16 protein-coding genes are annotated in these 20,708 nt (G+C 32.8%); 1 reads left to right on the top strand and 15 read right to left on the bottom strand.

What is annotated here, in order from left to right; genetic code table 11:
* Positions 1-426: 426 nt before the first annotated feature.
* The 8 genes from PRVXT_RS05220 to mntA form a co-directional block, all read right to left on the bottom strand.
* On the bottom strand, positions 427-1,956 hold the full coding sequence (locus tag PRVXT_RS05220) for an aldehyde ferredoxin oxidoreductase N-terminal domain-containing protein (protein ID WP_350344611.1): 1,530 nt from the start codon (positions 1,954-1,956) through the stop codon (positions 427-429).
* The gene (locus PRVXT_RS05215; RefSeq protein WP_350344610.1) at positions 1,949-2,728 is read right to left on the bottom strand and encodes an ABC transporter ATP-binding protein; all 780 of its coding nucleotides are present in this window, start codon (positions 2,726-2,728) and stop codon (positions 1,949-1,951) included. The genes PRVXT_RS05220 and PRVXT_RS05215 overlap by 8 nt, the downstream gene beginning before the upstream one ends.
* A 60-nt stretch (positions 2,729-2,788) precedes the next feature.
* Entirely contained in the window at positions 2,789-3,439 is a 651-nt protein-coding gene (locus tag PRVXT_RS05210) for an ATP-binding cassette domain-containing protein (RefSeq protein WP_350344609.1), read from the bottom strand.
* A 26-nt stretch (positions 3,440-3,465) separates the two neighbouring features.
* Positions 3,466-4,254, bottom strand: coding sequence for an ABC transporter permease (locus tag PRVXT_RS05205; RefSeq protein WP_350344608.1), 789 nt, complete (start codon positions 4,252-4,254; stop codon positions 3,466-3,468).
* Entirely contained in the window at positions 4,254-5,240 is a 987-nt protein-coding gene (locus PRVXT_RS05200; RefSeq protein WP_350344607.1) for an ABC transporter permease, read from the bottom strand. The genes PRVXT_RS05205 and PRVXT_RS05200 overlap by 1 nt, the downstream gene beginning before the upstream one ends.
* 35 nt (positions 5,241-5,275) lie before the next feature.
* Positions 5,276-6,862 (bottom strand): ABC transporter substrate-binding protein, encoded by a 1,587-nt coding sequence (locus tag PRVXT_RS05195; RefSeq protein WP_350344606.1) that lies wholly within the window; start codon positions 6,860-6,862, stop codon positions 5,276-5,278.
* Positions 6,863-7,344: 482 nt separating this feature from the next.
* Positions 7,345-7,761 (bottom strand): type VII toxin-antitoxin system HepT family RNase toxin, encoded by a 417-nt coding sequence (hepT, locus tag PRVXT_RS05190; protein WP_350344605.1) that lies wholly within the window; start codon positions 7,759-7,761, stop codon positions 7,345-7,347.
* Between the two features lie 17 nt (positions 7,762-7,778).
* A complete protein-coding gene (mntA, locus tag PRVXT_RS05185; protein ID WP_350344604.1) occupies positions 7,779-8,192 on the bottom strand; it encodes a type VII toxin-antitoxin system MntA family adenylyltransferase antitoxin in 414 nt (137 codons plus the stop codon).
* An 825-nt stretch (positions 8,193-9,017) separates the two neighbouring features.
* On the opposite strand from mntA, the gene PRVXT_RS05180 reads away from it, so the two are divergent.
* The gene (locus PRVXT_RS05180; RefSeq protein ID WP_350344603.1) at positions 9,018-10,481 is read left to right on the top strand and encodes an Msr family ABC-F type ribosomal protection protein; all 1,464 of its coding nucleotides are present in this window, start codon (positions 9,018-9,020) and stop codon (positions 10,479-10,481) included.
* Positions 10,482-10,506: 25 nt separating this feature from the next.
* Here the strand turns inward: PRVXT_RS05180 and PRVXT_RS05175 are convergent, their stop codons facing one another.
* The 7 genes from PRVXT_RS05175 to PRVXT_RS05145 form a co-directional block, all read right to left on the bottom strand.
* Entirely contained in the window at positions 10,507-11,946 is a 1,440-nt protein-coding gene (locus PRVXT_RS05175; RefSeq protein WP_350344602.1) for a CPBP family glutamic-type intramembrane protease, read from the bottom strand.
* A 429-nt stretch (positions 11,947-12,375) separates the two neighbouring features.
* Positions 12,376-13,233, bottom strand: coding sequence for an IS3 family transposase (locus PRVXT_RS05170; protein WP_350345115.1), 858 nt, complete (start codon positions 13,231-13,233; stop codon positions 12,376-12,378).
* Between the two features lie 14 nt (positions 13,234-13,247).
* Positions 13,248-13,544, bottom strand: a complete 297-nt coding sequence (locus PRVXT_RS05165) for a transposase (protein ID WP_350342424.1) — start codon at positions 13,542-13,544, stop codon at positions 13,248-13,250.
* 83 nt (positions 13,545-13,627) lie between these two features.
* Entirely contained in the window at positions 13,628-13,804 is a 177-nt protein-coding gene (locus PRVXT_RS05160) for a hypothetical protein (protein ID WP_350344601.1), read from the bottom strand.
* Positions 13,801-14,028, bottom strand: a complete 228-nt coding sequence (locus PRVXT_RS05155; protein WP_350344600.1) for an HD domain-containing phosphohydrolase — start codon at positions 14,026-14,028, stop codon at positions 13,801-13,803. Before PRVXT_RS05155 ends, PRVXT_RS05160 begins: the two co-directional genes overlap by 4 nt.
* The gene (locus PRVXT_RS05150; RefSeq protein ID WP_350344599.1) at positions 14,015-19,129 is read right to left on the bottom strand and encodes a DNA translocase FtsK; all 5,115 of its coding nucleotides are present in this window, start codon (positions 19,127-19,129) and stop codon (positions 14,015-14,017) included. The genes PRVXT_RS05155 and PRVXT_RS05150 overlap by 14 nt, the downstream gene beginning before the upstream one ends.
* Positions 19,126-20,700 (bottom strand): hypothetical protein, encoded by a 1,575-nt coding sequence (locus tag PRVXT_RS05145; protein WP_350344598.1) that lies wholly within the window; start codon positions 20,698-20,700, stop codon positions 19,126-19,128. The genes PRVXT_RS05150 and PRVXT_RS05145 overlap by 4 nt, the downstream gene beginning before the upstream one ends.
* Between the last annotated feature and the right edge of the window lie 8 nt (positions 20,701-20,708).

Below are 20,708 nucleotides of genomic sequence, written 5' to 3'. Positions count from 1 at the left end.
ACCTATTAAATTAAAAAACTTTTTATCATGGGATAAATATCTTAAAACAATAAGGTATCTAGACCTATCTTCCGTAATTAGAACTAATCCATAATCCTGTGTATAATACACTCCTTTTAATTAACTTCAGCAAATGGTTCTCTCTCCATTCCCATAAAAAAATACCTCCAAGTAGATAATCTAATTTTAATTAATTAGAAAGTATCATATCACATGGGCTCTTTTTATCCTACTGACGACTCTCCTTATTACCTAGCATCCCCCACAAATAGTTTTTGCCAAGAAGACCAAAATATAATACCTGTAAATAAACTAACGTTATTTTCTATTTTAGCATTAAGCAAGACTTTATAATTTTTTATATATAGTTTAGATAACTCTGCTAATGTTTAGCATATCACCTTTATATCTACTTTGATAAAACATTTATACCCTATTTTCATTTTCTTCTCCATAATATCTGTAAAGCACTTTCACAAATTCTGGTACATCATTGTTATAAGTATTGAGAGCTTTATATATTAATTCTGCTTCTTTATAATTTTGACCGGTTTTAGCGTTTACTAAGTCATTAATCAAAGTTAACCCTTTTTTATCATCTAATATGGCAAAAGAAGTAAACAAACAAATACCCAAGCTCTCCATCACCAACATAAAGCCGTACAAGTAGTGCAAGTCTGATATGTCACTTAGCTCATCAGGTTTTGTTGGTATCTTTATTTTAAAATTTTCTTCTTCGACTTTAGCTGATCGAGTTACTAGTTTTACCACATCCTTTCTACCAACATAAAGATTATGAATTCCTTTAGTAGTGCTAGCTAACACCCTTCCTACAAGCGTTAGCTCTTTAACCTCAGCTAAGTAATCTTTTATTTTTGCTTTAGTTATCTTTTTTTCTCCTGTAACCTCAGATAACATCTTGCAACTAAATAAGAACTCAATAGTATCCATCCCAAATTCAAAGCATTCTCTGTGAATAGCACTTACAAAACTTGTATCATCAATAGCAAAAAGATTTTTGCAAGCAGCAACCGCCTCGCTTTCTGCAGGCGAACTATATATATAACCTGTTTTTTCACTATGTTTGTTAAGGCAGCCGATAACACAATTCGGAGCACAGTTTTTATTAATTTTTGTGTTTATATTTTTCTCTATAGTCTCTTTATTATTATTGCTACTTAATTTTTGAAGAAACTTATTTTTATCTTTCATTAATTCAATCAAGGTTATAGAACCAAAAGCCGGCAATGCTTTACCACAAACAGGGTGCTCAGTAATTACCTTGCTTATTTTTTTTGTTAATTGCTTAAAATTATCTTCATCAGATATATCAGCTCCAAAATGCTTTTTAGTTGTAACAGCGATAGCTTTTAAGCCTTTATATCCAAACAAGTCACCTATTTTGCCTCTTGTGCAGTGATACTTAGGAGTACCATTGGGATAGGAGTTGAAAAGGCTTCCTATAGGCAATATATGTTCACCCGCTGGTCCAATCCCCAATACAGACGTTTCTTTTCCCCACTTATTTTGCAGAAAATCAATAGTTTTTTCAACTTCACCATACTCTGTTTCTGATATATTATTTAAACTAACACCATTTTCATTGACATGAAGGACTGACGTCCCTTTTAGGCATTTTCCTGTGATAACAATAGCTTTTATATCTAAAGAAGCAATTTTCTGTGCAATAGGTCCTGCTATGTTTATAGTTTTTATATCATCATTAGTTTTTGTAGAAATAGAAAGTCTGCCAGTACAAGGAGCTAAGGTCCCTGTCAGTAATCCTGGGCTTATCACAATAAAATTTTCTTCACTTAAATATTTAGTATTTTGTTTTATGTTATCGTTTATATAGCACTCAGCAAACTTTCTTCCAGATCTTAAGACATCCTGATCTTTTATATATCTAATACTTACTTTTTTATTACTTAAGTCAACAAAAACTATTTTATTCATATTTGTACTCATCCTCCATAAAAAAATTCATACTATCGAGTATTTTTTTTGTATATCTATTTTTAGGTCTATTTATTACGTCATCTTTTTTGTCGTGCTCTATAATCTCTCCATTTTTTAATACACAAATTTCATCACATATTTCCATAACAACATTTAACTGGTGACTAATCAACAACAAAGATAACTTATTGTTTTTTTTCAACTCCTTAAAAATTTTCAAAATCTCGTTAGTTGACTCTTTATCTAGCATAGATGTGCTTTCATCAGCGATAATCAATTTGGGGTTGGGTATTAAAGCTCTGGCAATACAAATCTTTTGTCTCTGGCCACCACTTAGTGTAGAAATTTTTTTATTTTTCCAGATTGCATAGTCATTAATTCCAACCATTTTCAAAGCTTGCTTAGGAGATAAGCTGATATGCTTATTTTTTTTGCAGATTATAAAAGGTTCAAGCAAAATATCCTCTACAGTAAAATAGCTTTCCATAGCACTATAGGGATCTTGAAATATATATTGAATCTCAGAACATTGAGAAAAGCTTCTCTTCTTTAAACCTAAAAGCTTGCTCCCTTTTAAATATACTGTCCCGCTATCGGGATTTTCCAGACCAACAATTATCTTAGCTAAAGTAGTTTTTCCACTTCCTGTTTCACCTAGAAAACCTAAAATTGTATTCTCTTTTATGCTAAGACTTACATTATCTAACACATTTCTCTCTAGTTTTCCAAAAGCTTTGTTTACAGATCTAACTTCCACCAGATCATTCATTATTGGGACCATAAACCAATTGAATCATAGCCAATGGCTCACCTCCAGTTGATACTTTTATTAGTCTAAGCTACTATCAAGATTCATAACATCATCAGCTATAAGCTTTACAAATCCTAAATCATGAGTAACTATTAACATACTTATACCGTCTGTTTTTTTAGTCTTTAAAAAGTCTAGTATAACTTTTAAAGTTATACCATCTATCGCAGTAGAAGGTTCATCTAAAACAACTAATTCTGGTTGTTTTAAAAAGCCTAACATTAAAATTAATCTTTGCTTCATCCCGCCACTTAATTGATGGGGATACTTTTTTATAACATCTTGTTCTAATTTTAATTGACCTAGCATTTTCATGCTTCTTTTAAACAAATTATCTATGTTATAGTCTTTAGTTTTCATATGCTTTATATGATCACTAATAGTTAAACAAGGATTCAAAGCATTTTGAGAAAATTGTGGTATAAAAGAAACAACATTAAAAATATTATTCATGTAACTACTTATATCTTTCTCTAATAGTAAAAAGTGCTTATATTTTGCCCTACCCACAAAAAATGGATTAAATAGTGAATTAAGCAAGGTTGTTTTCCCACACCCTGTACTTCCCACAATTGCCAAACACTTGCCCTTATCCAATGTAAAGTCTGGATATTTATAATAAGTTATGCTATTGTCATATGAAGCTTCTAAGCCTTTTACTTCTAGCACCCTAATAAGCACCACTTCCTTTATATTTAATCACTTTTATCTATATCAAAGGATATTATAGAAAGAGACCATATAAAAATTACAATACATACAATAGGAGGAACCAACCACCATAAATAATAGCTATCAAAAACTCCTTCAAAATCCATGGCTTGACGAATAGTCCTGCCCCAAGATTTGGCAGTTGGATCTCCAATCCCTAAAAAAGAAAGGTTTGCCTCATACATCATAGCTTTGCTACATTGTAAAATAAACATAGTAGCCACTGCAGGGTAAATCTCTAGCCATATTTTTTTGAAAATATGAAAAAATCCTCCCTTCAATAAGAGAGCATATTGAATTGACTCCCTTGTCATAGCGACCACAGCTTTTGAGCGTACAATCCTAGTAACCCTACTCCAGGAAAAGAGAGAGATTACAAAAATAACATTAAATACACTAGGCCTTGTAAAAGATGCAAAAATCATTATCAAAATTATTTCTGGTAAAATTATAAAAAGTTCTGTCGTTTTCATAATAACGTCTTCAATTCTTCCTCGATAAAAGGCACAAACGACTGCCAAAAAAGTACCCACCAAGGAAGAAATAAAAGCACTCAAAATTGATATGCCTATACTAACTCTAAATCCTATAATTAGAGCTGAAAAATTATCCTGTCCCAGATGATTAGTACCTAATAAGTGGTCTTTATTGGGAGACTGTAAAGGTTGATAACTAAAATTATTGGGATCGTATGGAGTGATTTGTGGTGCAAGTATAGCAATAAAAACCATTATACAAATAATAGTTAACGATACTTTTCCTTTAGTCCTCATTATTTGCTCACCCTCGGACTTACTTTATATAGTAACCATTCGAAAAAAATATTGACAAAAATAGCATAAATTGAAGTAATAATAAAAATTCCTTGAATTAATGGGTAATCTCTTGAAGCTACTGCTTCCTTTAGTAACATCCCAAGACCAGGATAAGAAAATATCATCTCAACAAAAAGAGTTCCTCCAATAGCATATACAACATTAATATTCAATTTGCTTATAATCTCTGGCAATGCATTTCTAAAAATATAGTGATACTTTATAATTGGCCTATCTAAGTTATTGAAATGGGCCATCTGTACATACGGTTCATTCTTTGTCTTAATAATTATGTTGCGAGTCAAAATATAATTAGAGGGAAACAACCCTATAGTGCTGGCAATTAAAGGTAAAATCATATAATAACCTGCATCCTTCAAAAATTCTATAGAACTGGAATAAACACCTATATCATATGCACCTTGAGAAGGAAACCACCCTAAGTTGTAGGCAAATATCCTCTGTATAATCAGCGCTATTATAAATATAGGTATCGACTGTAAAAATAAAGCCCCACCCATTATGAGTCTATCTTCCTTTTTATCTGAGTTCATAGCTGAATAAATCCCTATAGGAATTGCAATGATAAAAGAAATACAAATGGACGTTAAAGAGAGAAATAACGTCCATCCGATTCTACCTAAAATAATATCCATCACCGGATATCCATAGTAAAAAGAATAACCAAGATCCAATCTAATAAGGCTTGTTACATAAATTCGAAACTGCTTCCACAAAGGTTCATTAGGAGCATAATAATCTTCAAACCTATTAAATGTTTCTTCAGTAAGTGTGCTATTTAAGACATGAATGTCCTCTTGAAAACTCAATATGGGACTTCCTGGCAATAACCTAGGCAATACAAAAGAAAGTACAATCAGCAGCAAAAATAATCCTATATTATTCATAACCTTCCAAATAAAGTTGCTATCTTTAATCTTCATATTTAATCACTCATTTTAAAATTTTGTTTAACTATTTATTCTCCCATCCAAGTTCCATTAATATATATTAACTTGTTTTGAATAGTTGGCACAGAAATAGCTACACCATCTTTTGTATAAAACCACCCCTCTAGCTTATTAGGGTTATATGCAAATGTACTCTTTCTGTAATAAAGCGTTAGAGTGGGCAATTCTTCTGCAATTATCTTTTGAAGTTCAGCAACTTTTTCATATCTTTTTTCTTCATCTAGCTCTCGTAATTGGTCAACAAAAATTTCGTTAAACTTGTGATTATTCCAGCTTTCCCCTCCCTGAGAAGTAACAGCAGGAGTGGAACCTAAATCTACATCATCACCAATGAACCTTGCTAATAAAACAGGGTCACCTGCAAAAGCTCCATGGCCGTTTAACGCAATTTCAAACTTTCCTTCATTTATTAACGAGTCTACGCTATTTTGATCCATAGGCTTTATATTTAAATTAATTCCAATCTCACCTAAGTACCCTTGAATCATTTCCGCTTCATCTACGTATGAATCTCTTACTAACAACTCAAACTCCAATTCCTCTCCCTCTTCTATAACTCCAGATTCTTTTAACAGTTTTTTGGCTTTCTCTACATCTTGCTCATAATCGATACCATGGTCATAATACCATGCTGACTCGGGATGTATATGCCCTGGGTTACCAGCCATGCCTCCACCTCTAAGTGACCTTTCAACAAAATCATCTAAATCAATAGCATAGTATATGGCTTGTCTTACTTTTTTATTGTTTAAAACATCATTATCAAAATTAAAATACATTCTATATACCCATCCACCAGGTCCCTCTAAAACCTCAAAATCACTCTCTTCTTTTAACTCCATAGCTTCACCATATCTTATGTGCTGAGCTGCATCTAACTCATTGTTTTGAAGCGCTAAACTCGGTTGACTATTATCAGAAATCTTCAACTTGTCTATAACAGGTTCACCCATAAAATAATCTTTGTTTGCTTCAAAAATATAATGCCCTACATTTTTATCATAGTGCTTAAGAGTAAAAGGGCCAGATCCTATTACAGCTTCTTCGCTATTAAACTTCTCTGGCTCTTGTATATCTTCCCATATATGCTTTGGCATGATTGGAACATTACCAGCAATATCAGTAATAAATGGCGCATATATTTCTTTTAAAGTAATTTCTACAGTATGCTCACCTACAGCTTCTACTTGTTCTATCATGTTTAAGTTTACCCATTGATGAGGATGCTCCATCATATAATAGTATGAAAACTTAACATCTTCAGCTGTTAAGGGCTCTCCATCAGTAAATTGAGCATTATCCACCAGTTCAAATGTCCATACTTTTTGATCTTCAGAAACAGACCAATCTTCAGCCAACATAGGTACAACGCCATTCTCATCTTTCCAGGTCAAGGTATCAAAAATAAAACTCATTAACAAATATCCCCTCCCCCTTGGAGACACAGTGTAAACCGATGGATAACCTAAGTTACTGTCATCTATCCTAATAATTCGTAGATCATCGTCACCCTCATTTACAACATCCTCTGAACCACAACCAACAATAGAAAAAACCATACAAACTACCAGAATAACTAATAAACTCTTTTTCATTTTAATGCCTCCTCCATTTTGTCAAAAACTACAGAAATTATAAAATAAAACTTCAAACAGTGAAGCTTATCCCTCTCCTAATGATAGTTAGTTAAACCATTGGACTTAGCGGTGTTGCCCTAACTAGATGTTTGAACTTACATTACCATTCAAGTAATGGCTACAACAAAAACCTTGCAAAATTATTGAAAACAAACTTTTATATGTGTTATATTTTTCACACTATATTCTATTATAGTTCTAAAGAAACTAATCTTCAAAAGTTTTAATCGATAGTTTAGATTGATTGCCATCTATAAAATAGATGGCAATTACCAAACCTATAGATTGATTTTCAACTGTAAAACCAAAACAAAAAATACCTCCAAGTAGATAATCTAATTTTAATTAATTAGACTGTCTACTTTGGAAGTATCATCATAAGGGGGTATTCTTTTTTTTATTTTTCCCTACAAAATTTTACACTAAGTTTATTATTTTTTCTAGGTTAATAACTTTACTACTTCTTTATTAAACAATTCTACATCCTTTAGATTCGAATTGATAATATCATAAACCATTGCTCTATTTAGTTTGACATAATCATGAACCAGTATATTTCTAAAAGATGCCATATCAGAAAGGCTTTCACACAACTCTTTACTTATGATTCCATTTTCGTAAAGTATTAGTATTGAATCTCTATTAGTTTCTGGTTTTCTAAATCCCATATCAGAAATAATGTGGTTACATATATCTATTACACACTCTATGGCTAAGTGCAAAAATCTTTCGCTAGACCCGTATATAAAAGGATCCCCAAGATATTTGTCTTTGGTATATTCCCTCACCTTTTCTAAAAATTGAAGGTATTCCTTCAATTTAGCCACTTTAGTTAAAATTAAATTCTGGTTAACCATTTCCGCACCCCTCTTTATTATCCTTGTATACGCTTAATCAAAGCCTTATTATAGATATCAGAGTAATAACGAAAATCGAAATATTCTCTGAAAGTCAACGATTCAAACGATGCCCTATTAGGACTATCTTTTAATACTAATCCGCTCTTAATAACTTCATATTTAAGTTGAGGTGGGGCTGTGTGAAGAAGTACAACATCCACTCTCCTATCAAAATACTTTATACCTAGGTCAATAATATTTCCTTTTATAAAAACCTCTTCATCATCATTGTATTTTTCTTTTAGTTTAAATGCTAAATCAATGTCACTCTGCCCATTGTATCTATCTGTGACAAAAGATCCAAATAAATATGCAAAATCTATAGGGTATTGTTTATGAACTTTCTTAATAAAAAGCTCTAATTGCTGATTCAAACTTTCCCTATCCATTCTTCTCACCCGCCCTTTATTATGTTTCTTAATATTTTATTTTCTCTACTACTTAGTAAACTCCTGCTTCACCTTTACTATTTTATACAATCTAACGCTTTTAGCTATATTCTTCCTTTAATTTTTATAAAAATACCCTTGGGGAAAGTGGTAAAAAGCTGGGACAAAGTTTCTACATTCTTTGGTCAGTTTAAAATATTCAGCCTTAATTACTATAGATTCACATACTATGCAACTTAGCTATCCTTTGGATATTAGCTGTATCATTAGCCTTTTATGATTTCAAGATTATCTTTTAAACATTTTTTCAAGTTCCTTATCTCTGTAGCTTAAAAGAACATTTTCTAATATAATCGCTGTAAAATTGTGAATGCATGCCGTATTGCGATGAAATCTTCATATGCTCTCATCTAAATTAAATTTAACATTTCCTCCATTGACTTAGCTGGAAAATCAATCTATAATAATACTGAAAATATTGGAATTTAAAGGAGGATTATTAAAAAATGGGTTTTTGCAGATTACGTTTCCCTACTTTGAACATCAAGTAATCGAATACGTTCAAAGGCTCTGCTTGTGGCAGGGTAAACGGGATTAGTCTGTCCTTTTTTAATAATCTTTATATATATCAAAATGTATCATATATGAAAGGCAGATTTTTCTGCCTTTCTTTTTTATATCTTAAAGTATCCTCTCCCTGTTTAACAGGGGTAGGCTTATTTGTGAAGATTTTGTGATTATTAAATTGCATTCATTTTCGTTTACCCATACCACAGGCAGGCAGCCTGTGGTTTTTATTATTAAAAGGATTTAAGGAGGAATAATATGGAACAACTATGCTTAGAACTGATAGATATAGAAGTATCATTTTTAGACCGTGTAGTGCTGGACATACCTAGGTTATCTGTGCACCAATTTGACCGAATTGGAATCGTTGGAAAAAATGGCGAAGGGAAAACAACCTTGCTAAAATTAATGGAAGGTACATTATCTCCTAACAAGGGTAATGTTAACCGCCAAGTCGATTTTGGCTACTTTGACCAGACTTTAAAACCAACGGAAAAAGAAGTTGACTATGAGCTTCTTGGAAAATTATCGGTTCCAAAAACAGAAATTCAAAACTTAAGCGGCGGTGAGCAAACCCGCCTTCGTTTGGCCCAGCTATTTTCAACATATTATCAAGGGATGCTAATTGATGAGCCAACAACCCATCTTGACGCCTCTGGCACAGATTTTTTAATAGAGGAGCTAAAATATTATTACGGCGCTCTTGTTATTGTAAGCCATGATCGTCATCTATTAGATCAACTGGCAACGAAAATTTGGGAAATTAAAAATGGTATAATAACGGAATATGCAGGTAATTATTCTGATTATATTGACCAAAAAAACTTAGAGAGAAAACAACAACAGCAGCAACATGAAAAGTATGTAAAAGATAAAAATAGGTTGCTAAAAGCAGCAGAAGATAAGATGAAAAAAGCCAACAAAGTAACTCAGACCAGCAAAAAAGTATCAAAAAAAGATGCTAAAGCAAAAACAAATAAAATGCACATGACTAAATCAAAAGATACAAGTCAAAAATCAATACAACGAGCTGCTAAGGCTTTAGAGCACCGTGTTGAAAAGCTAAAAGCAGTAGAAGCGCCAGAGGAAGAAAAGACTCTTCACTTTCACCAACCACCAGAGCTTAGGTTGCATAACAAGTTTCCAATTATGGCAGATCGGTTAACTTTAAAGGCAGGTGACAAAACACTATTAAAAGAAACTTCCTTTCAGTTCCCTTTAGGCTCAACTATTGCTATACTTGGAGATAATGGTGCCGGCAAAACCACTCTTTTAAAACACATTTTAAGCCAGGGTGAGAGATTAGATGTTTCGCCTAAAGTAGTTTTCGGCACCTATCAACAAATGAGTTATCAGTTCGAAAAATCGGAGACTGTTCTTTCATTTATAAAAAGTAAAACTGATTTTCAAGAAAGCAAGGTCCGTGCTGCCCTTAGCTCTATGAACTTTAAAGGAAATGACCTAAAAAAAGATGTCAAACAGCTTAGTGGAGGAGAAGCCATAAGACTTACTTTGTGTCAGCTTTTCCTAGGCAGGTATAATATACTTGTGCTGGATGAACCTACAAACTTTTTAGATTTGGATTGCATTATAGCACTTGAAAAATTTTTAAAAGGTTATAAAGGCACTGTGCTTTTAGTATCCCATGATAGGGCATTTGTTCAGCGGGTAGCTGACACCGTTTATGAAATAAAAGATAAACAGCTTAAACTGAAAAAGTAAAAACAAAAACTCTAGCAACTTTTTGCTAGAGTTTTTGGGGCTTAATGTTATTACGCTTAAGCACAGCATTCAACCATTTTTCATCTTCCCGGCCTTCTTTTAAGTCAGGTGTTACCTTAACTTCAACCATCTCCCAGCTGTTACCTATCAAAGATTTAAGGCTTTCTTCTGTCAGGTCGGTAAAGTGTCTGCCGCACTTTCTAACACCTTCAAAATCCCCATATTTAAATGATACGTACAAATATCCTTCAGGCTTAAGTGCCGCAGCAATTTTTTTAAAAATATCCTCCAATTCAGAAGATGGCACATGTAACAGTGACGCACTTGCCCATATTCCATTAAATTCATTGACCATATCAAGCTCATAAAACTTTTTGCAGATAACTTCTTGTTTCAAATTCTCACTGGCAATTTTACACATCTGCTTTGACCCATCAACGGCAGTAACCTTAAATCCTTTTTCCATAAAAGCCTTGCTATCTCTTCCCGTTCCGCACCCCAAGTCCAAAATATGGTCACCGTAATTTAGGTGCTTAGCAAACATGTCTCGACTTTCCCTAAGGTTAATATCTATCGTATCTTTTGTGTATTTGTCGGCATTTTTATTGTAGTAGTCCAAAGTCTGAAAGTGAACAATAGCAGAATTCATGTTAGCAACATCTACATCAACATCACTTGCCTTAAACTTCACTCTAGTTCTAAACAAATAAACCATAATAAAACCAAAAACAACGGGAAAAGCAAACCAATAAATATATGTATATACATCACTATCTAACATGGCTGGACCAAATGATGAATAAGATAACACCACAGCATGAACATTATTTCCTACATGGGCCAAAATAGGCGCCCATATAGACCCTGTCCAAATTAGTAATAGCCCAAAGGTGATGCCAGCAAAAAATGTATAAGATATTTGAGGAAGGTTTCCATGAATTAAACCAAACAAAGCAGCTTGAAATATTATTATAGCTGTTAGCGACATTTTATCTTCCATTTTTTTAAATATAAGTCCCCTAAACATTACTTCCTCTATAAAGGGTGCAGCTACACCTGTTGCTAAAAATACAAGACCAAAACGTATATCGCTCATCCAAGCCCAGTTTTCGCTATGGGATTCTATTGAGCCAGGGTTAACTCTTTCTAGCAAACCTAAAACAGCACTACTAATAAAAACCCCAACCACCCCAACTATAAAACATAGCACAAGTTTGTGCCAAGGAATCTTTTTAAACCTACATTTCTCAGCTATCTTTCTACCCTTTAAATGAGTAATCCAAGTATAAATTAAAAATGTAACCACTACCGCTAAAATATAACTTATTTCAGATGCCTCATAAAATGCAACAGTATCCTCGCCATCTACAAAAAAGACTAGAGCTAAGTTGATGGCAGTTAAAATAAAATCGTAGATTAAAACAATTAAAAGTGAATAACCAAGTATCCCCAATATCTTTCTCATACTATCCCCTCACCTTCTATATAGAATTTCGATAAACAACAACATTCTCCTTTAAACAATTATAAAAGAAACTGGAAGATATCTAGCCAAAGCAAATAAAAAAACGGTTCCGATCATCAAATTTTAGATGATTGGAAACCGTTTTGGCAGGTGGTAGGTGGTCAGAAGCATAGGATCAAAAGCTAAGAGCATTGGCCACTGAGTATTAGCCATCCTTTTACCAACTGCCAACTTCTCACATCACACTACTCAATTAGCTTATTTCGTTATGTTTACCGTAGGCGATAAGGTTTGTTTTTTTACACTTTACAGCGCTTTTCCGTGAGGTCTGCCAAACGATTTTCACTGCTTTTCCGCGCGAGGCGATTTTGAAAGTGGTTCTATGTCAAGAAAAAGGACAAGTTAAATTTAGTAAACCTGTAATCTAATTTATATAGCATGTTTTTTTTCAAACTCATGGGGCGACTCCATTTTACAGTGACCGTGAATTCTTTTGGTATTATAAAAAGCATCTATATATTCAAAGACTAACTCATGAGCATGCATAAGGTTTTTAATGACATACCTATTAAGCCATTCCCTTTTTATTAAAGAATGGAATGATTCTATTACAGCATTATCCCAAGGATTACCCTTCCTTGAATAGCTGTGAATAAATTTTGCAGCTGGAGTTGCTTTTAAATATGCTTTTGAAACATATTGAACCCCTCTGTCACTATGAATAATAACAGGAGTATCTAAAACATTATTTCTCTTAGAATTTTCTATGCCTTTAACAACCCCAGCAGTAGATAAACTATCTGACAGATGCCAACCTACTATAGCTCTTGAATATAGGTCCATTACTGATGTTAAATATACAAATCCCGTAATTGTGGGGATATAAGTAATATCTGTTACCCATACTGTATTAGGGGCTTTGGGGTTGAAGTTTCTATCTAATACATTTTTAAGCTTAGAATCAAAATCTGGGTCTATTGTAGTTCTCGTATAAGGACTTACCCAAATTGCTTTAATACCAAGCTCTTTCATATAGTTGCCCACAGTCTTTTCTGATACTGCATGCCCTCTGGATTTTAATATAGAAGTGATCTTAGGTGCTCCATATATTTGATGTGATTCATTATATATCTCGGTAATTTCTGTGCAAAGAGATCTTTTTCTTAACTCTTGGTTTGAGGTGGTTCTCTTTTTCCAGCTATAATAACCTGATGATGAAACGCCTAGTTTTTTAAGCACACTGTTAACTGAAATTCGGCGCTTTTCCGAGGCTGCTTTTACCTCTATATAGATTGCTTCAGTTAATCTTCGTTCAGTATGCCTATGGCCTTTTTTAAGATATTAAGTGCATCCTCTTTGTCTCTTAATTCTTTTTTTAATTTAGCAATTTCTTTTTCAGCATCGGATGAATAATTTCCCGAGCCACGGTGGTTGACAACCCCTTCATTTGCCTTAGCACTATTAATCCATCCTGCAAGACCCGAGGAACTAATATTAAGATCTGATGCAGATGCTTTTATTGATTTTCCAGAGGAGTAATAATAATTGACGGCATCCTGTTTAAACTCTTCACTATATCTTTTGTTTTTTTTACTCATAATAAATCTCTCCTTATCTGACTTCTATATTATATCAGATACAGAAATTACTATGTTTAAGTTCTCCTATTTTTATTCTAGCATCAAAGTTTTGTTACTGCTTCTTTATTATTGCCGGTTTTCTTTAGCGGTTTTGTTAACACTTTATGTATAAACAAGTCCACTAGTTCGGGGTCATACTTAGTCCCCTTAAGCTCTTGTAGTTCATCTATTGCTTCTTGTTTGCTTTTGCCTTTTCTATAAACTCGGTCGGTTGTCATGGCGTCAAAACTATCACAGATAGCGATGATTTTACCTTCTTCGAGATTTCTTTATCAGTTAATCCATCTGGATATCCACTTCCATCAAGTCGTTCATGATGTTGCCGGGCATTATCAAAAACCGGTTTGCCAAAACAAAAAACAATAAAATCCTCACCTTTAACAACTAACGAGAGAAGGGAGCTGATAACATACCTTTTACAGTCCTTTTTAACTCCTTTCAAAATATTTTAATAGAGCCCTCTTCACTTTAGGAGTTAAAAACGGGCTTTTTCCTCTTTCAATGTTGCCGTAGCTTACTTTCGCTAAAAAATCTCCTTTTCCAGCTAATCTCTCAGCACCATCTTGATCAAGGATAACATGTGAAGCAACTGAATCAGCTGTTCTTAAAGCTAGACGAGCCCCTAAATTATTTCTTATATTGGTGTTAATAACGTCAGCTTTTGGATGTTGTGTGCAAATAATCAAGTGTATGCCAGCTGCTCTAGCTTTTTGACCTAACCGCATAATTGAATTCTCTACTCTCTTTGCTAATTCTTTATTTTGATTCATAAAATCTGCAAATTCATCAAAAACAATTACTAAGTGGGGAAGATTATTATCGGTTAGCTCAACATATTCATCAATATTTGAAACATATTCCTTAGCAAACTCCTTATAACGCTTTTCCATTTCATCAACCAGCTCATCTAAGGCTTGAACAGCTTCTTCTATATCTGTTATAACTCTTGAAGTATGTTGTTTATTTTCATAGTGGGTAAATTCTACCTGCTTTGGATCGATAAAGACAAATTGTACTTGTTGCGGAGAATAAAGACACATCACTCCTAGAATAATTGAGTTTAACGATACACTTTTTCCGCTTCCAGTTGTCCCACCTACTAAAAGGTGAGGTGTAGTTGCATCAGAAAGGTCTATAAAAATAGCTTTACTTAAAGGATCGAATCCTAGCGGTGCAATAAGATTTGTTCTCTTTACTTGGTCTCCTACTTGGTTTCTAAGCTTTGCCATAAACTGTTCAAAGTATATAGTGTCAGGGTCCTCCCTTACAATATCAATATTTATTCTCCCTCTAGCAATTTTTATATTCGGTTCTTGACTAGTTTCTAACCACAACTGTATATCTTTTCGCCTAGAAGTAATCTTGTTTTGTGAAACGGTACTTGGTATCTTTACTACAATTCTAATAACACCTGGACCAATTATAACCTCTTCAACATCAATCTCAATATTATTTCTAGTAAAATTACTTGTTAGTTTATTGGCATATCTTCTCTTTAAGTAGCTATAATCAGTTAACTCTGACGTGCCATTGCTAAGTTCTAACCCTTTAAGTGCCGTTATCTCTGGAATATTGTCAAAATTACGGTTATGATTTTTGGTGGAAGAAGGGACACCAGTACGTTCATTTTCTTTATGGCTTTCTTCATGAGTCTCTTTATTGCCTTCATGAGTTTCCGAAGATTTTCTAGCCATATTAGATTGACTTTTTTCCTCACCATCCACTATATTCTTTTCATTGTTCATCCTTTTTTTTGTTAAATCATCCTCTGTGGAGGTGTAACTAACAGGTCCTTTTGTATTATCGCTATCAAGCTTAGATTTTTTCTCAAACAATTCTTTTTCTACATCAATAAAGTTGCTTCTTAATTCTGTATAGTCAGGCTCTGTTTCATCTGTAGTCCCTAAAGCTTTTAGAATATAATTTCTAGGATAAATATAATTCTTATACTTATTTTTAAGGATATCTTCATAAACTTCACAGTTGCCTTGTGCAAATTCAAACTCTTTCATGTTTGACGTATAGCAAAACACATCAATAGAAGTATCAATGCTAACATTGATGTTGTCTAAGTCCTTATCTTGCAGAGCCTTTATAAGGTTTGCTTCTTTTAAATTATATGCAGCACGTTCAACTAAATAATGTACTAACTCATCTTTCCAAAATGCAGCATCTAATTTGCCTGATTCAAAGCTAAAGATGTTTTTATATAAGGTTTCTGCTGAGGATATTTGTTTTATTGCGTCAATTCTTTCCTTTTCAAAAATCCTATCGTTTACAAATTTCAATTCTTTTATTGAAAACTGTATATTCAAGGAGTCTTCACCATTTGTAATCGTTGTAACAACCAGATCCGGCCTTCTATTCCTTGAGTTAAACCAAGGAAGTTCGTCACAAAGAGACCACACTTCTAATGTTTCTTCATTTTTAGATTTTTGGTTTGCTTTAATTGATAAATAAGTAGCAAGCATCTCATGAGCATACTTACCTGGTCCTACTGCCTTTAGCACTAATGCTCCCGAAATTTCTTTTACAGTTCTCACTGCTTCTAAAACAGCTTCTTTTTTTACGTTTTCATTTTTCATAATCTCTTTAGCTTTTCTTAATAATCGGTCATGATATCCATAATCGATTAAGTTTTTGTTTAGCTTTTTGATATGTTTAGAGGAAGATAAAATTAACTTATAGTTTTTATTCTTTCCCGCTTTTGACCTATACTGAATTATTTGAGCCTTAGAGGAAGTCTTCTGGAGCAAAGACTTATCTAAAAAGCGATCCATAATCATTATCCAGTTAAATTTTTCATGTATTTTATCAATCAAGTGGCTGCTTATGTTATTAATTGTTATTGTATTTTTCAAAACAAATAAATCATTATCATCTAGTACAGCATGTTTCTGAATCATATATTGCATTTTGTAAAAATATTTTAGTATATTAGGCATTTTCTCACTAATGTAAGGAAGTCGCTTAATTGCTTCAGTATCTTTTAATGGTTCTACTTCAACTTTTTCAAACCAATTTTCGGAATATTGCGGAGCAATTTTCTCAAAAGAAAATTGCACTTGATCTGATTGGCCAAAATAGTCTGCAAGAACAACTATATCTGTATCAACCATATATTCATCTATTTGTTCGAAAATCTCCTCTGTTCTGTTACCTGATAAGATTTTGACCTCTACACTTGGAAACTTGCTATCAATATTTGGGTTTGAATACTCCTCCTGCCTTGCAACCCAATCGTTAATTTCTTTATGAATTTCTCCTGCATATAAGCTATGAACATTTAATCTCAACTTTTTAATGTTCTTTATTTTTTTAAATAGTTGTTCAATTGATTTTATAACAATATCTGCACTTTGACAGTAAAGGAATAAAATATCTAAACTATCTTTAGAGTAAGGGTAAACATCTAAATAATTTTTAGCGGTTTTAACTAGTTCTTCTGAAAGCTCAGTAGATATATAGTCTGTACTTTTCATTAACTCATTATTTAATACAAATTTCCCTTCTCCTAAAACTTCACTGATCTCAATTAAGAATTTTGAGTCGCTGTCTAAGGCAAAGTACCTCGGTGATAATTGTTTAAAGCTATCTGCTACATAATCTAAGTATTCATGTTCTTTTTCTATAAATAAAGAATCCTCTACCCCACGATTTATCCAGTCTTCAAGCAAGTTTTGAATCTGTTCATAACGTTTTAAATAACTGATAAGTCTTATTGGGTTAAAAATTGAAATGGTCCTTTCAGAAATTAGTCCAGTACTCCCTGGATTATAGTCACAGATATCATAGGTGCCTATCTCCACAATTGGTTTGAAAATTTGTTGGCTAATATGCACAGACTTTTCTACGCCTTTAAAGTAAGCGTCTATTTGTGTCTCTATTTCCTTAGAACTTATAGAAAAAATCCCATCTGTACATACTTTCTTTAAAACATTTGAATACCATGTACAAAACTGCTGAAAGTAAACCTTTTGTTTTTTCATCTCCTCATCTTGTTGGGCTACATAATTGTTAATGTTTTCCCCTATATCGTCTGCAATATTTCTTTTAGAAATAGTTTCGTTTTTATATTGGATTATTTTAGGTAATTCTGCGTTTTTAATACTATTAACAAAAATAGAGAAGGTACTATTAGATAAATTAACGATTTTGAAAGATTTAGCCTTTATTTTAGAGTTTTGATTAAATATTCGTAATTCAAACGTAATCTCCTTAAATTTTATACTATTATCCTCTTCTATTTCTTTACTTTTATAGCGAACTAAAGGCACCTGATTTTGTATGTTTTGCACATATATATCTAAAAACTGTATTGCTTCGCTTGGTAACCTACTTTCAGCTGTAGACAGTTCATAGTATACATCTTTAAGTTCCTGCTCGTCTAAACACTCACTAAGTAGACCATAAGCCTCGTATAATAGCGCTTCATATATGTCATCATATTCAGATGGATGTCTTAATTTCTCTATTCGACGTATTATAATCCTTTTTAAATTCTTATCTTTTTCAAAATCATTCTCAAACTCTTCATAAAATTCTTGAATATCATCGGCTGCTTCATTCTCTTCAACTGTCTCAATTCCAGTATCTATTTTACTTTTCTCATCGGTCGAACGGTTATTGTACTCTAAAACATCCTTTATTCTATCTTTAAGCTTTGTTTTTTCCCTAAAATTAAAAACTTCTTCAATAACCTCAAAATTAAATTTCAGCAACCTTTTATCTTCTTTATTAATAAAATTTAACGCCATTTCCCTAAAATTTTCAGGACTTGTTTCTTTCCAAATATCATGTGGAAACTTATTTCTCTCTTCATTGTCTAAAAAAGTATACATTTTATCCTTTAGCTTTTCTATATTGCTATTCTTACTTATTAGGTTAGCTAACGCAAAATTCCTACGCAACCGTTTAACATTTGAGTCTTCAATCATTAAATGGTCATCAACAAATAGATCTAAAATCGGCAATCCCTTCTGAATACTCTTTACAATTGAATTTTCTTCACTCTCAATTAAAAAAGCTATAAACTCAATTAAAGTCCGTAGTTGTGGTTCTGAGACTTTACTAAAAATATTATAAAATTTTTTCAAATCATCTATTTCTTCAGAAACTAGCCTGTACTCTTCCGACAACACTTCGTATAACTCTTTTAAGCCTTTGTGAGATAGTAAAAAAGCTTCATCAATTGAGAAAAGATTTTCTAAGCTCTGTGCTTCTGGAGTCGTTTCATTTACTAGAATAATTAGCGCTTCATTTGCCTGAGTATTATTTCTTAACCATATACTAGTCTCATGCTCCTTTAAGCTAAAATCTTCATATCCATCCATAGGTTTAATCAACCTAACTACAGGATTATAAAAACTAGCCAACTTGTCTTCCTGCTGCTTAAAGGCATCTAAGAAGTACATTAACTCTCTATCTAACAAACCACTAATTTTAATAAAAATTTTTGGTGTCCCTTCTTTAGATTGCACATTAAAATATTTAAATAGTACCTTAGTAATCCATTTGCTTAAGATTTTATCTCTCGTTTTCATGCATTCACCCCATTATCAACATTTTCATATGGATTCTTGATCATAGCAGTAGCATCTGAGTATTCAACTAATAAGCCATTTTGACGGAGTTTATCGCGTAGTGACTGCTCATTTCTTTGGAAGTATCTAATATTAAGTTTTGACTCTTCGTACAAACCAGATTTTTTAGCTTGCACTTCCCCAATGATTATTCCATATTTTTTATACAATTGCTCGATAAAGTCGCTAAATTCCATAGGTTGTTTAGAGTTTACATTACTAAAAACAAGGATTTTCAAAAAGCTATCAGTCATGAAATAGCGATATTTAGTGCCAGCTCTAAAACCACCTAACCCACCATCTCTCACCAGCCCACGAACAATCGGCAACTGATGTTTTTTAAGCTGATCATCAATTATATCTTTTACGACATTATAAAGTTTAGTCGTTACATCTTCATAATTTTTACAGCTTTGTAAAACCCTTGTTGCCCTTTGTTTTGTTTTTTTATGAAGGCTTCCTAAACCAATCATTTTAAAAAACGCATGTCCATCTTCTTTTTTCCAATCCTCCAAATTTTCTTCCACAAAATTTTTGTTTTGTATTCTATCATTAAAAATTTCTTGGAAAACCTTCTCATATTTCCTTTTAATTAACAACTCATTCTTCGCAAATGACTCGGATGACAGCTTCATTATTTGCTGAACTTGTCCATCCATTACATCCACAAATACCTGTGATTTTTCATCTGAATTTACTCTTTCAAGGAGGTAACGCATTATTTGGAAGGTAACAAGGCTAATCATCAAATTAAACATTTCATACATTTCAATATTTAGATGTATCAAATTATTAAACTCAACTGCAAACCTTTCGAATAAGTCAACATTAACATCGTTAGGTAAATAGGGGTGCAATTCGTTCTTTTCGCTAGCAACTAGGGGCGCTTTCTTTTCTTCAGAGCTTTGTGTCTCGTAGTTAGTAGATTTCGTTATTGACTTAACTACTGATTCTATAGGTTTATTTTTAGAAAGTAGCTCTTGTAACCTACTCTCTATAGATTCTTTCAATTGCGGGTTATTTTCAACTCCCATAGAAATCATGAGATAATACAATTCTCCACCTCTAGCAAAAAAATTACGTTCAAATGAAACAGTCTTCCCCTTTTTTCTCACCTCGAAAAATAAAAGAGATTCATGAAGTGGATATAAGGTCTTTGCATACCACGATCTATTTGATGGCCTTCCTCTACCATCATATATTGAAACTTCTAGATTCCTAAAAAATTCTTTAATAACGTTGATTTTTTCTTTCTCTGCTATACCTTCATAAAGCTTTTTTCGTTCTTCTTCTTCTAAATGAACAATTTCATTATTTCGTCCTTCTTTAGAACCTTCAAAAATAAATCTACGAAAACTTGTCATTTTTTTTCTTTCATATCTTTCGGCACCTAGTTGATACCCTGTTCCTGACATAACGTTTAAAAATTCTAAAATATATTCAGGACCTCTTTGTCCGTCCATAAAACGATGTCCCCAAATACTTTCTGACAACTGTGACGAAAAACTTGTGTTTCCCCTTGGTCGACTCAATTATAGTC

Origin of the sequence: Proteinivorax tanatarense (genome assembly GCF_040267685.1) — a bacterium.
GTDB lineage: Bacteria > Bacillota > Proteinivoracia > Proteinivoracales > Proteinivoracaceae > Proteinivorax > Proteinivorax tanatarense.
This window is presented reverse-complemented; position numbering and strand designations above follow the sequence as displayed.